The organism is Stenotrophomonas sp. CS3K5, from assembly GCF_059515225.1.
Genome location: NZ_JCAKRX010000006.1, coordinates 124,258 through 137,557, shown reverse-complemented (window position 1 = coordinate 137,557; position 13,300 = coordinate 124,258). Strand labels below are relative to the sequence as shown.

The window sequence follows — 13,300 nt, the reverse complement described above, 5'->3', positions numbered from 1 at the left end:
CCAGGCGCGGCCGCGTGAACAGATGCAGTGACAGCCCGCCGGCCATGCCGGCCGGGCACAAGGAAAACCACCATGGCCACGATTGAAGTCAAGGTTCCCGACATCGGCGATTACAGCGATGTGCCGGTGATCGAAGTGTTGGTCGCCGTCGGCGACACGGTGAAGAAGGATCAGGGTCTGGTGACCTTGGAATCGGACAAGGCCACCCTGGAAGTGCCGTCGTCGGCCGCCGGTGTGGTCAAGGAAATCAAGGTCAAGCTGGGCGACACCCTGTCTGAAGGCGCCGTGGTTGTGGTGCTGGACGCCGAAGGCGCCGCCGAAGCCCCGGCCAAGGCCGCCGCGCCGGCCCCGGCAGCAGCCGCTCCGGCCAGCAAGCCGCCGGTGACCCCGTCGCACCGTGCCCCGGCCGAGCCGGCCGCGCCGAAGCCGGCGCTGTCCAGCGGCAAGCCGGCTGACATCGAATGCGAGATGGTCGTGCTGGGCTCGGGCCCGGGCGGCTACACCGCTGCCTTCCGCGCCGCCGACGTCGGCCTGGATACGGTGCTGGTCGAACGCTACTCCAGCCTCGGCGGCGTCTGCCTCAACGTGGGCTGCATTCCGTCCAAGGCCCTGCTGCACGCCGCGGCGGTCATCGACGAAGTGGCCCATGCCGGTGATTTCGGCGTCGAGTTCGGCAAGCCCACCATCACCCTGGACAAGCTGCGCCAGTACAAGGAAAAGGTGGTCAACCAGCTGACCAAGGGCCTGGCCGGCATGGCCAAGCAGCGCAAGGTCCGCAGCGTGCAGGGCGTGGGCAAGTTCGTGTCCGCCAACGAACTGGAAATCACCGCCGCCGACGGCAGCACCCAGCTGCTGCGCTTCCAGAAGTGCATCATCGCCGCCGGTTCGCAGGCGGTGAAGCTGCCGAACTTCCCGTGGGACGACAAGCGCGTGATGGATTCCACCGACGCGCTGGAGCTGGCCGAAGTGCCGGGCTCGCTGCTGGTCGTCGGCGGCGGCATCATCGGCCTGGAAATGGCCACCGTGTACGGCGCGCTGGGCAGCAAGGTCACCGTGGTCGAGTTCATGGACCAGCTGATGCCGGGTGCCGACAAGGATCTGGTCAAGCCGCTGGCCGACCGCCTGAAGAAGCAGGGCATTGAGGTGCACCTGAAGACCAAGGCCTCGGGCGTCACCGCCGATGCCAAGGGCATCACGGTCACCTTCGAAGCGGCCGAGGAAGGCCAGGCGCCGGCGTTGGCGCAGGGCACCTTCGATCGCGTGCTGGTGGCTGTGGGCCGCTCGCCGAACGGCAAGAAGATCGATGCCGAAAAGGCCGGCGTGCAGGTCACCGACCGCGGCTTCATTCCGGTCGACCGGCAGATGCGCACCAACGTGCCGCACATCTTTGCCATCGGCGATATCGTCGGCAACCCGATGCTGGCGCACAAGGCCACGCACGAGGGCAAGCTGGCCGCCGAAGTGGCCGCTGGCCACAAGAAGGAATGGGTGGCCCGCGTGATTCCGTCGGTGGCCTACACCAACCCGGAAATCGCCTGGGTCGGCGTGACCGAGACCGAAGCCAAGGCCAAGGGTCTGAAGGTCGGCGTGGCCAAGTTCCCGTGGGCCGCCAGCGGCCGCGCGATCGGCATCGGCCGTACCGAGGGCTTCACCAAGCTGATCTTCGACGAAGAGACCCACCGCATCATCGGTGGTGCGATCGTCGGCGTGCATGCCGGCGACCTGCTGGCCGAGATCGGCCTGGCCATCGAGATGGGTGCCGAAGCCGAAGACATCGGCCACACCATCCACGCGCACCCGACGCTGAGCGAATCGGTGGCGATGGCCTCGGAAATCTACGACGGCACGATCACCGATCTGTACATGCCGAAGAAGAAGTAAGGCGCCCGCGCCTTGCGAACGAAAAGCCCTGGCATCTGCCGGGGTTTTTTGTTGGCTGCGGGGACGCCTTCGGCAGCACCTCGCGAGGGTCTGGGCCGCTGCGCGGGTGGCAGACGTTTGGACAAAGGTACCCCGTCGTCCGCCTGCGGCGGTCGCCTCCTCCTTTACGTTGTCCAAACCCCTGCCACCCGCGCACCGGCTCGGCTTGCCGGACAGTCGAGAGCCACGGCCTAGGCCGCCTGCACGCCTGACACGCGGAGGGAGAGGGGGATGGGTGCGAAGTAAAGGAGGAGGTGACGGCCGCAGGCCGGCGCCCGGGGACATTCGCACCCATCCCCCTCTCCCTCAAACGCTCGACCCAGCTGCTCTTGCTCCTGCACGCAGGGAAAAACAGCACAAAAAACGCGGCCCCCGATGTTCCGGAGGCCGCGCCAGGAGAGAGCGTGTGTGGAAGAGGCAGGGGATCAGAACACGAAGCTGACGCCGGCCACCGGGCCCTTGAATTCCTGCTTCAGGCCGATGGTGCCGTCGCTGCCCTTCTTGTCCGCATCGAGCTTGAACCAGTCGTAGCCGGCGAACACACCGAAGTTCCGGGTGAAGCGGTAATCGACGATGGCGTTGGCGCGGCTCAGGTCGCCCTTGTAGTCATCGAAGCTGCCCCAACGGGTGTTCAGGTACTGGCCCTGCAGGGTGATCATCCACTTTTCCGACGGGGTGAAGCTCAGCCGCGCGCCGACCACCGGCGCCACGCCGTCGGTCTTCTCGTTGAGGAACTGGCCCTCATACACGGTGCCCAGATCGGCGTAGGCCTTGCTGCTGACCTTGGCGTACTCGGCACCCAGCTGCAGGCCGAGATCGAAGGTGTCGGTGTCCACCACCGAGTAGTCATAGACCAGGCTGGCCACCTGGTACTTCAGCTCGCCCTTGACGAAGCTGCCGGACGGCACGTTGACGTCACCGAAGGAGATGTCCTGGCCGAGGGTCTCGCGGCGGTCCTTGTCGTACTTGAAGTAGTTGAACAGCAGGCGCTGGCGGTTGCTGATGCGGAACATGCCGTCGATGCGCGGTTCCCACTCCTTGCCACCCAGCTTGAAGTCCTCGGAGAAGCCGATGTCCTGGCCGGCGACGTTGGTCTTGCCGCGGATCGTGTTGTCCGAGTCGATGTTCATCGCACCCAGGCGCAGGGCGAAGCGGTCATCGCCTTCGGCGGCGTGTGCGGCATTGGCGAACGAAGCGCCGGCGGCGAGCAGGGAGAGGGCGAGCAGGGTGGGTACGGGGCGCATCGAAGAGTCCTTGCAGGGGTTCATCAGAATGAAAACCACTGTGCCGGACGCCGGCGTCCACCATCCGTGAACGTATGGTCCACGTCATGTGGACGGTTCAGCGCTGTCGCCGCGATGCAAAAAGATGGCCCCGGAGCCGGGCTTCGGGGCCATCGTGGGACCTGCGGGGCGGAGCGTCGACGAGGTTGCTGCAGGCAGGTCGCAAGATCGGACCGACGCCCGCAGCAAAAGTTCCGCCGCCTGCGACCAAAGTTCAATATTGCACTGCAACATGACACGGACGTCATTGTCCCCGGGGCGGAACGCAAAAATGTAACCGTTACCGCAACTTGCGGCCTTCCGGGATGAACAGGGAGCGGTTGTCTCGCAAATTGTCCCATTGCTATAATTTGGCGGCTCGATGAGGCCCCCCTGCTGTAGCCGCCTCAGCCATCCACTTGCAACCACGCGGGACGTCCTGTGCTGAACTCCGTTGATGCGGGTCGGCGACTGATGCTGCGCGCCGCGGTCTACCCGCTGGCCGCGGTCGCTGTCCTGGCCCTGGCCTTCCTGCTGGTGGGTCCGAAATATGCCCTCGGCGCGCTGGCGTCCGGTGTGGCCATTTCGGCCGGCGGCTGGGTTGCGGCACGAATGGCGCTCAGTGGTGGGGCGGTGGCGGCGGGTTCGGCGATGGCGCGGCTGATCGTCGCGATCGTGGCCAAGTGGGTGGTCGTTTTCGGCGTCCTGCTGGTGGGGTTCCTGGTCTTCAAGCTGCCTGCATTGGCGCTGTTGGCCGGTATCGCCGTCGGCCTGATGTTCCAGGTCCTGGCCATGGCCAGGCGTTGACAGAAATTCAAATAACTGAAGGTTCCGGACACATGGCGGGCGAGGCTCTAACCCCTACCAGCTACATCCAGCATCACCTGCAGAACCTGACCGCTCCGGTCGGCAAGGGCGAGGGGATGTTCTGGCATATCCACGTCGATACCTTCCTCACCGCGGTCCTGATGGGCCTGGTGATCGTGGTTGCCTTCTGGCTGGGCACCCGCAAGGCCACTGCCGGCGTGCCGGGCAAGTGGCAGGCGTTCGTGGAAATCTGCCTGGAGTTCGTCGACCGCCAGGCCAAGGACACCTACCACGGCAAGAGCAAGCTGGTCACGCCGATCGCCATCACCATCTTCTTCTGGATTCTGCTGATGAATCTGCTGAAGATGATCCCGGCCGATTTCATCGCCAAGCCGCTGGAAATGGCCGGCATCCACTACTGGAAGCCGGTGCCGACCGCTGACGTCAACGCCACCCTGGGCATGGCCTTCAGCGTGTTCTTCCTGATGCTGTTCTTCGCCCTGCGTGCGAAGGGCCTGGGCGGTTTCATCAAGGAATTCCTGACGGCGCCGTTCGGCAAGTGGATGATGCCGTTCAACCTGATCCTCAACATCGTCGAGTGGCTGAGCAAGCCGATCTCGCTGGCGATGCGACTGTTCGGCAACATGTTCGGCGGCGAAATCGTGTTCCTGCTGATCTGGGTGCTGGGTGGTGCCGGTTTCTTCGGTGCCATTGCCGGTGGTGCGTTCGGCCTTGGCTGGATGCTGTTCCACCTGCTGGTGATCCCGCTGCAGGCCTTCATCTTCATGATGCTGTCGATCGTGTACCTGAGCCTGTCGGAAGACGCTCACTAACGTTTCAAGCTTCAACGCGTTTCAACCTTCATCCGTTTCATCACCCTTAGCAACTTAAGTTCCTGGAGATAACCATGTACTTCGCCGTCCTGACCAACTTCGCGCAGATTCAGAGCTCCACCGCCCTTGCCGTCGGCATCATGATCGGCCTGGCCGCGCTGGGCGCCGGTCTGGGTCTGGCCATCATGGCTGGTAAGTTCCTGGAGTCGGCCGCCCGCCAGCCGGAACTGATCCCGGTCCTGCAGGTCCGCATGTTCATCACCGCCGGCCTGATCGACGCCGCGTTCATCATCTCGGTCGCCGTCGGCCTGCTGCTGGCCTTCGCCAACCCGCTGTCGGCTGCCTTCGCTGGCGCCGTCACCAAGGCTCTGGCCGGCTGATACAGCGGTTTGAGACGACCGGGTGCTGATGCACCCGGTTTCGGATGAAGGCCGGATGCGCCGCTACGGCGGCGCGTCCACCCCGAAACCAGCGATCGAGCTAACCATGAATATCAATTTCACCCTTCTCGCGCAGGCGCTCGCCTTCGCTGGTCTGATCTGGATCATCGCGACCAAGATCTGGCCGCCGCTGATGAACGCGATCGAAGAGCGCCAGCAGAAGATTGCTGAAGGCCTCGCTGCTGCCGACCGTAGCCAGAAAGATCTGGCCCAGGCGCAGGAGAAGGTCAACGAAGCGCTGAAGGAAGCCCGCACCAAGGCCAACGAGATCATCGATCAGGCCCACGCGCGCGCCAACCAGATCGTCGATGCTGCCCGCAACGAAGCGATCACCGAAGCCACCCGTCAGAAGGAACTGGCCCAGGCTGAAATCGACGCCGCCGCCAACCGTGCCCGTGAAGATCTGCGCAAGCAGGTGTCCGCGCTGGCCGTGACCGGTGCCGAAAAGCTGCTCAAGCGCGAAATCGACGCCAACGCCCACAAGGCGCTGCTCGACGAGCTGGCCTCGGAGATCTAAGGATGAGCCAGGCCCTCACGCTTGCCCGCCCGTACGCCCGCGCCGCGTTCGCGACCGCGCGCGACGAAGGCGCGTTCGCGCCGTGGTCGGACGCCCTGGCGTTCTCCGCCCACGTCGCCGCCGACCCGCGCGTGGCGGCCCTGCTCGCCAACCCGGAGCTGGGTCGTGACGACGCCGTCGCCCTGCTGGCGCCGGTGTCCCACGGCGAGACCTACTCGCGCTTCCTGGCCATCCTGGCCGATTCGCATCGTCTGCCGCTGCTGCCGGAAATCGCCGGCATGTTCGACGCCCTGCGCGCCGAAGCCGAGCACGTGGTCAAGGCCACGGTGACCTCGGCCGCCGAACTGTCGGCCGGCGAGCTGGACGCGATCAAGGTCGCGCTGCGCAAGCGCTTCAACTGCGAGGTCGATGTGACCACTGCGGTGGATGCCTCGCTGATCGGCGGCGCCGTGATCGACGCCGGCGACGTGGTCATCGATGGTTCGCTGAAGGGCAAGCTGGCCCGTCTGCAGACCGCGCTCGCTAACTGAATTCATTTAACGTCCGGCCCCGCTGCCGGCACTAGGACTTGACGATGGCAACCACGCTCAACCCCTCCGAAATCAGCGAACTGATCAAGAACCGCATCGAGAAGGTCAAGCTGGCCGCGGAATCGCGCAACGAAGGCACCGTGACCAGCGTGTCCGACGGCATCGTGCGCATCTTCGGTCTGGCCGACGTGATGCAGGGCGAAATGATCGAACTGCCGAACAACACCTTCGCCCTGGCCCTGAACCTGGAGCGCGACTCGGTCGGCGCCGTGGTGCTGGGTGACTACGAGCACCTGCGCGAAGGCGACGTCGCCAAGACCACCGGCCGCATCCTGGAAGTGCCGGTCGGTCCGGAACTGCTGGGCCGCGTCGTGAACGCGCTGGGCGAGCCGATCGACGGCAAGGGCCCGCTGGGCACCGACCTGACCGCTCCGGTGGAGCGCGTTGCTCCGGGCGTGATCTGGCGCAAGTCGGTCGACCAGCCGGTGCAGACCGGTTACAAGTCGGTCGACGCGATGATCCCGATCGGCCGTGGCCAGCGCGAGCTGATCATCGGCGACCGCCAGACCGGCAAGACCGCCATGGCCATCGACGCGGTGATCAACCAGAAGGGCACCGGCATCAAGTGCGTGTACGTTGCGATCGGCCAGAAGGCTTCGACCATCGCCAACATCGTGCGCAAGCTGGAAGAGAACGGCGCGCTGGCCCACACCATCGTGGTTGCCGCTACCGCTTCCGAATCGGCTGCCATGCAGTACATCAGCGCCTACTCGGGCTGCACCATGGGTGAGTACTTCATGGACCGCGGCGAAGACGCGCTGATCGTGTACGACGATCTGTCCAAGCAGGCCGTGGCCTACCGCCAGATCTCGCTGCTGCTGAAGCGCCCGCCGGGCCGTGAAGCCTACCCGGGTGACGTGTTCTACCTGCACTCCCGTCTGCTCGAGCGCGCTGCCCGCGTGTCCGAGGAATACGTCGAGAAGTTCACCGAAGGCAAGGTCACCGGCAAGACCGGTTCGCTGACCGCGCTGCCGATCATCGAAACCCAGGCCGGCGACGTGTCCGCCTTCGTTCCGACCAACGTGATCTCGATCACCGACGGCCAGATCTTCCTGGAAACCGACCTGTTCAACGCCGGCATCCGCCCGGCCGTGAACGCCGGTATCTCGGTGTCGCGCGTCGGTGGCTCGGCCCAGACCAAGATCATCAAGAAGCTGTCGGGCGGCATCCGTATCTCGCTGGCCCAGTACCGTGAGCTGGCTGCGTTCGCGCAGTTCGCCTCGGACCTGGACGAAGCGACCCGCAAGCAGCTGGAGCGCGGTCAGCGCGTCACCGAGCTGATGAAGCAGAAGCAGTACGCGCCGATGTCCATCGCCAACCAGGCGCTGTCGATCTACGCCGTCAACGAGGGCTACCTGGACGACGTGCCGGTCAACAAGCTGCTGGCGTTCGAAGAAGGCCTGCACGCCCACTTCGCCAACACCCAGGGCGAGCTGGTCAGCAAGGTCAACGCCACCGGCGGCTGGGACAATGACATCGAAGGTGCCTTCAAGAAGGGCATCGCCGAGTTCAAGACCACCGGCAGCTGGTAATCGCGGTCCTGTAGAGCGGAGCCACGGGCTCCGCTGGACCAGATGACAAACGGTTGAACAACGCGGGGCAACAGCCCCGCGCCACGGGAAACAAGAGATGGCAAGCGGACGCGAAATCAAAACCAAGATCAAGAGCGTGCAGAACACCCGCAAGGTGACGCGCGCCCTGGAAATGGTCTCGGCCTCCAAGATCCGCAAGGCGCAGGATCGGATGAAGACCTCGCGTCCGTACGCGCAGGCGATGAAGCAGGTGATCGGTCATCTGGCCCAGGCCAGCACCGACTACCAGCATCCGTTCCTGGTCGAGCGCGAGCAGGTCAAGCGGGTCGGCTTCATCGTGATCTCCTCCGATCGCGGTCTGGCCGGCGGCCTGAACAACAACCTGTTCCGCAAGATGCTGGGCGAAGCCAAGGCATGGCAGGACAAGGGTGCCGAAGTGGACCTGGTGACCATCGGCCAGAAGGCATCGACCTTCTTCCGCCGCGTGAAGGTCAACATGGTCGGCAGCGTGACCCACATCGGCGACGTGCCGAAGCTGGAATCGCTGATCGGTGTGATCAAGGTCATGCTCGACGCCTTCACCGAAGGCAAGGTCGACCGCGTGTACCTGGTCTACAACCGCTTCGTGAACACCATGACGCAGAAGGCCAGCTTCGATCAGCTGCTGCCGCTGCCGCCGGCTGAAAAGCAGGTCGCTCACCACGACTGGGATTACCTGTACGAACCCGATGCCGCGACCGTGCTCGAGCACGTGATGACGCGTTACATCGAATCGCTGGTGTACCAGGCACTGCTGGAAAACGTTGCTTCCGAGCATGCCGCTCGCATGGTTGCGATGAAGGCGGCGAGCGACAACGCCAACAAGCTGATCGGCACCCTGCAGCTCGTCTACAACAAGGCGCGCCAGGCAGCGATCACCCAGGAAATCTCCGAAATCGTCGGCGGCGCGGCAGCAGTCTGACCGCGTTCGTTCAAAGCACACATTAGAGGATGCAGCAATGAGTCAGGGCAAGATCGTTCAGATCATCGGCGCGGTCGTCGACGTCGAATTCCCGCGTGAGTCGGTGCCGAAGGTGTACGACGCACTGAAGGTCGAAAACACCGAAATCACCCTCGAAGTCCAGCAGCAGCTGGGCGACGGCGTGGTGCGTACCATCGCCCTCGGTTCCACCGACGGCCTGAAGCGCAACCTGGTTGCCGTCAACACCGGCCGTGGCATCTCGGTGCCGGTCGGCGCCGGCACCCTGGGCCGCATCATGGACGTGCTGGGCCGTCCGATCGACGAAGCCGGCCCGGTCGCTGCCAGCGACAACTGGGAAATCCACCGCGCTGCGCCGTCGTATGAAGACCAGTCCCCGGCCACCGAGCTGCTGGAAACCGGCATCAAGGTCATCGACCTGATGTGCCCGTTCGCCAAGGGCGGCAAGGTCGGCCTGTTCGGCGGCGCCGGCGTCGGCAAGACCGTCAACATGATGGAACTGATCAACAACATCGCCAAGGCGCACAGCGGTCTGTCCGTGTTCGCCGGCGTGGGTGAGCGTACCCGTGAGGGCAACGACTTCTACCACGAAATGAAGGACTCCAACGTCCTGGACAAGGTGGCGATGGTGTACGGCCAGATGAACGAGCCGCCGGGCAACCGTCTGCGCGTCGCCCTGACCGGCCTGACCATGGCCGAGTACTTCCGCGATGAGAAGGACGAAAACGGCAAGGGTAAGGACGTCCTGCTGTTCGTCGACAACATCTACCGCTACACCCTGGCCGGTACCGAAGTGTCGGCACTGCTGGGTCGTATGCCGTCGGCGGTGGGTTACCAGCCGACCCTGGCCGAGGAAATGGGCGTTCTGCAGGAGCGCATCACCTCGACCAAGAATGGCTCGATCACCTCGATCCAGGCCGTCTACGTTCCCGCGGACGACCTGACCGACCCGTCGCCGGCGACCACCTTCGCCCACCTGGACTCGACCGTCACCCTGTCGCGTTCGATCGCCTCGCTGGGTATCTACCCGGCCGTCGATCCGCTGGACTCCACCAGCCGCCAGATGGACCCGCTGGTCATCGGCCACGAGCACTACGACACCGCCCAGCGCGTCCAGCAGACCCTGCAGAAGTACAAGGAACTGAAGGACATCATCGCCATCCTGGGCATGGACGAACTGTCCGAAGAAGACAAGCAGGCCGTGTCGCGCGCCCGCAAGATCGAGCGCTTCTTCAGCCAGCCGTTCCACGTGGCCGAAGTGTTCACCGGTTCGCCGGGCAAGTACGTGCCGCTGAAGGACACCATTCGTGGCTTCAAGGCCATCGTTGATGGCGAGTACGACCACCTGCCGGAGCAGGCGTTCTACATGGTCGGCGGCATCGAAGAAGCGGTTGAGAAGGCCAAGAAGATGGCTGAGAAGGCCTGATCATGAGCACCATTCGTTGCGACATCGTCAGCGCTGAACAGGAAATCTTCCGTGGCGAAGCGACCCTGGTCGTGGCGACCGGTGAGCTGGGCGAGCTGGGCATTGCGCCCAAGCACGCCCCGCTGATCACCCGACTCAAGCCCGGCAAGGTCGTGGTCACCACGCCGAACGGCGAGCAGCTGGATTTCGCCATTTCCGGCGGCATCCTGGAAGTGCAGCCGCAGGTAGTGACCGTGCTGGCCGACACCGCCATCCGCGCGCAGGACATCGACGAAGCCTCGGTCCGCAAGGCCAAGGAAGAAGCCGAGCGCATCCTGGCCAACCGCGGCGAAGCGATGGAAGTGGCCGAAGCCCAGCAGAAGCTGGCCGAAGCCGTTGTCCAGCTGCAGGCCCTGGAACGCCTGCGCAAGACCCTCAAGCACTGAGGTTCACGCGCTGCGTCCACGAAAACGCCGGCCTTGTGCCGGCGTTTTTGTTTGTGCGGGTACGGCAGCGCCGAATGGGTAGAGTCGACTACCGCGCGCAGCGCGGGATTTCCGCGGCCTCACGGAAGAGCAGTCGACCAGCGGTCGACTCTACCGATCCCGATCCTGGCGCTGTATCAGCGATACACCACATACCGCATCAACAGGAACGAGACGCAGGCCAGCCCCCCTTCGACCAGCGGCTTGGCCAGCCAGGTGTACTGCAGGCCGAGTGCGTGATCGACCAGGCTCACCAGCAGCGTGCTTGCCGCGGTCATCAGCAGCCACAGCACGAAGAAGCGGGCAAAACGCTTCCAACCCAGCCGATGGCTGCCGGCCTCGGCGAAGGTGTAGCGGCCGTTGAGCCAGAAGCCCAGCAGCATGCCGGCCAGGCGCCCGGTGATGTTGGCCGGTGCCACCGGCATGCCCAGCGCGGTGGCGACCACGAACACCAGCCAGTCCACCAGCAGCTGCACGAGCCCGATGACGAGGTAGGCGCTTCCCTGGCGAAACAGACTCATCGGCAGGCGGCAGGAGGAGGAGGGATGCCCATGTTAACGGCCCACGCTCTAGAATCATCGGCAACGACCCACGGACCGCCGTTGCCATGACCCAACCCCTGCACGTCATCATCCTCGCCGCCGGCGCCGGCAAGCGCATGAAGTCGGTGCTGCCCAAGGTGCTGCAGCCGATCGCCGGCCAGCCGATGCTGGCACACGTGATCGCCGCGGCGCGCGAGCTGGACCCGGCAGCGATCCACGTGGTCCATGGCCACGGCGGCGAAGCCGTGCGCCAGTACTTCGCCGGCCAGCAGGATCTGCAATGGGCTGAACAGGCACAGCAGCTCGGCACCGGCCATGCGGTCGCACAAGCGATGCCGCAGGTGCCCGATGCCGCGCAGGTGCTGGTGCTGTACGGCGACGTGCCGCTGATCCGCGCGCAGACCCTGCGCGACCTGCTGGCGCAGCCGGGGCGGTTGGCGGTGCTGGTGGCCGAGGTGGATGACCCGACCGGCTATGGTCGCGTGCTGCGCGACGCCGAGGGCAAGGTCGGTGCGATCGTCGAGCAGAAGGATGCCAGCGACGAGCAGCTGCGCGTACGCATCATCAACACCGGCATCATCGCCGCCGAATCCACTGCGCTGCGCCGCTGGCTGTCGCAGCTGTCCAACAGCAACGCGCAGGGCGAGTATTACCTGACCGACGTGTTCGCCTTCGCCGCGCACGAGTACACCCCGGCCGAAATGGCGCTGGTGGCCGACCCCCAGGACGCCGAAGGGGCCAATGATCCCTGGCAGCTGGCGCAGCTGGAGCGCGCCTGGCAACGCCGCGCCGTGCGTGCACTGTGTGCGCAGGGCGCGCGCGTGCGCGATCCGGCACGGTTGGATATCCGCGGTACCGTCACCGTCGGCAGCGATGTGATGATCGACGTCGACGTGGTGCTGGAAGGCAACATCGTGCTGGGTGACGGCGTCACCATCGGTCCCTTCAACCGCCTGAAGGACGTCAACCTCGGGCCGGGCACCGAAGTGCGCGCGCATTGCGATCTGGAAGGCGTGGTCACCGAAGGCGCGGCGCAGGTCGGCCCGTTCGCGCGGCTGCGGCCAGGCACCGTGCTGGCCGATGGCGTGCATGTCGGCAACTTCGTCGAGACCAAGAAGGTCTCCCTCGGCGTCGGCAGCAAGGCCAATCACCTGACCTACCTGGGCGATGCGGTGATCGGCAGCAGGGTGAACATCGGCGCCGGCACCATCACCTGCAACTACGACGGGGTGAACAAGTTCACCACCACCATCGGCGACAACGCGTTCATCGGCTCCAACAGTTCGCTGGTGGCGCCGCTGACCATTGGCGATGGCGCGACCATCGCCGCCGGTTCGGTCATCACCCGCAATGCCCCGGACGGCAAGCTGACCCTGGCACGCGCACGACAGGAAACCATCGATGGCTGGAAGCGCCCGCTCAAGAAGTCCTGAGCCGCGCCTTCCGCGCGCCGATGAACTCGACGCGCTGCCGGTCATCGAGCAGCGCGCCGGAGGGCTGTTGAAGGGTCATGAGGCGTATGCGGTGTTTGCCGCGCATGGCCTGGATCTGCGGGTACTGCACGCAGGCCTGCACCGCCGCCAGCTATGGGTGGTGGATGCGGCTGACGGTGGCATCGCCGGTTACCTGCTGGCGGGCGAACTGGCAGGTGAGTTCCACATACTGCAGATGGATGTAGACCCTGTGCATGCGCGGCAGGGCCATGGGCGTGCGTTGTTGCGCCATGTACTGGCACAGGCGCGGGCAGGCGGCTACCGATCGGCGGTGCTGACCACGCTGTCCGACGTGCCGTGGAATGCGGCCTTCTATGCCAGCGAAGGGTTCGTCACCGTAGCGGAAGCGGAGTGGGGCGCGGCGCTGCAGGCAGTGATGGCCGAAGAGGCCGCGTTGGGGTTTCCGATGCATCTGCGGGTGGCGATGCGGCTGCTCTGGTAGGTACCGACCTGGGTCGGCACATCCACGCACGGCGTGGATCCACCAACGCGATC

General features: G+C 65.0%; 14 protein-coding genes. 12 read left to right on the top strand and 2 right to left on the bottom strand.

What is annotated here, in order from left to right; translation table 11 throughout:
• The first annotated feature begins 72 nt into the window (after positions 1–72).
• Complete coding sequence (gene lpdA, locus AC5YGJ_RS10980) at positions 73–1,881, top strand: dihydrolipoyl dehydrogenase (protein ID WP_496186545.1); 1,809 nt, start codon at positions 73–75, stop codon at positions 1,879–1,881.
• Between the two features lie 464 nt (positions 1,882–2,345).
• On the opposite strand, the gene AC5YGJ_RS10975 is transcribed toward lpdA, so the two are convergent.
• Positions 2,346–3,164, bottom strand: a complete 819-nt coding sequence (locus AC5YGJ_RS10975; RefSeq protein ID WP_279920569.1) for a hypothetical protein — start codon at positions 3,162–3,164, stop codon at positions 2,346–2,348.
• Positions 3,165–3,623: 459 nt separating this feature from the next.
• On the opposite strand from AC5YGJ_RS10975, the gene AC5YGJ_RS10970 reads away from it, so the two are divergent.
• The 9 genes from AC5YGJ_RS10970 to AC5YGJ_RS10930 all read left to right on the top strand — a co-directional run bounded on the left by AC5YGJ_RS10970 (position 3,624) and on the right by AC5YGJ_RS10930 (position 10,731).
• Positions 3,624–3,989: a hypothetical protein gene (locus AC5YGJ_RS10970; protein ID WP_181358707.1), complete on the top strand. Its 366-nt coding sequence runs from the start codon at positions 3,624–3,626 to the stop codon at positions 3,987–3,989.
• Positions 3,990–4,021: 32 nt separating this feature from the next.
• Positions 4,022–4,822 (top strand): F0F1 ATP synthase subunit A, encoded by an 801-nt coding sequence (gene atpB / locus AC5YGJ_RS10965; RefSeq protein ID WP_057496519.1) that lies wholly within the window; start codon positions 4,022–4,024, stop codon positions 4,820–4,822.
• A 74-nt stretch (positions 4,823–4,896) separates the two neighbouring features.
• Complete coding sequence (atpE, locus tag AC5YGJ_RS10960) at positions 4,897–5,202, top strand: F0F1 ATP synthase subunit C (protein ID WP_005411133.1); 306 nt, start codon at positions 4,897–4,899, stop codon at positions 5,200–5,202.
• Positions 5,203–5,308: 106 nt separating this feature from the next.
• Positions 5,309–5,779, top strand: a complete 471-nt coding sequence (locus AC5YGJ_RS10955; protein ID WP_005419512.1) for a F0F1 ATP synthase subunit B — start codon at positions 5,309–5,311, stop codon at positions 5,777–5,779.
• Between the two features lie 2 nt (positions 5,780–5,781).
• Complete coding sequence (locus AC5YGJ_RS10950) at positions 5,782–6,309, top strand: F0F1 ATP synthase subunit delta (protein ID WP_496186544.1); 528 nt, start codon at positions 5,782–5,784, stop codon at positions 6,307–6,309.
• A gap of 44 nt (positions 6,310–6,353) precedes the next feature.
• Complete coding sequence (gene atpA / locus AC5YGJ_RS10945; protein WP_008266965.1) at positions 6,354–7,901, top strand: F0F1 ATP synthase subunit alpha; 1,548 nt, start codon at positions 6,354–6,356, stop codon at positions 7,899–7,901.
• A 97-nt stretch (positions 7,902–7,998) separates the two neighbouring features.
• Entirely contained in the window at positions 7,999–8,862 is an 864-nt protein-coding gene (atpG, locus tag AC5YGJ_RS10940; protein WP_006471334.1) for a F0F1 ATP synthase subunit gamma, read from the top strand.
• Positions 8,863–8,899: 37 nt separating this feature from the next.
• Entirely contained in the window at positions 8,900–10,306 is a 1,407-nt protein-coding gene (gene atpD, locus AC5YGJ_RS10935; protein WP_005419510.1) for a F0F1 ATP synthase subunit beta, read from the top strand.
• 2 nt (positions 10,307–10,308) lie between these two features.
• The gene (locus AC5YGJ_RS10930; protein ID WP_005411127.1) at positions 10,309–10,731 is read left to right on the top strand and encodes a F0F1 ATP synthase subunit epsilon; all 423 of its coding nucleotides are present in this window, start codon (positions 10,309–10,311) and stop codon (positions 10,729–10,731) included.
• A 176-nt stretch (positions 10,732–10,907) separates the two neighbouring features.
• Here AC5YGJ_RS10930 and AC5YGJ_RS10925 read toward each other — a convergent pair whose 3' ends face one another.
• A complete protein-coding gene (locus tag AC5YGJ_RS10925; protein ID WP_249842781.1) occupies positions 10,908–11,291 on the bottom strand; it encodes a GtrA family protein in 384 nt (127 codons plus the stop codon).
• A gap of 86 nt (positions 11,292–11,377) precedes the next feature.
• Here AC5YGJ_RS10925 and glmU point away from each other — a divergent pair, with 86 nt between their 5' ends.
• Together glmU and AC5YGJ_RS10915 are read left to right on the top strand one after the other, a co-directional pair.
• On the top strand, positions 11,378–12,745 hold the full coding sequence (gene glmU, locus AC5YGJ_RS10920; RefSeq protein WP_496186543.1) for a bifunctional UDP-N-acetylglucosamine diphosphorylase/glucosamine-1-phosphate N-acetyltransferase GlmU: 1,368 nt from the start codon (positions 11,378–11,380) through the stop codon (positions 12,743–12,745).
• The gene (locus AC5YGJ_RS10915) at positions 12,714–13,247 is read left to right on the top strand and encodes a GNAT family N-acetyltransferase (protein ID WP_496186542.1); all 534 of its coding nucleotides are present in this window, start codon (positions 12,714–12,716) and stop codon (positions 13,245–13,247) included. The genes glmU and AC5YGJ_RS10915 overlap by 32 nt, the downstream gene beginning before the upstream one ends.
• The last annotated feature ends 53 nt before the right edge of the window (positions 13,248–13,300 follow it).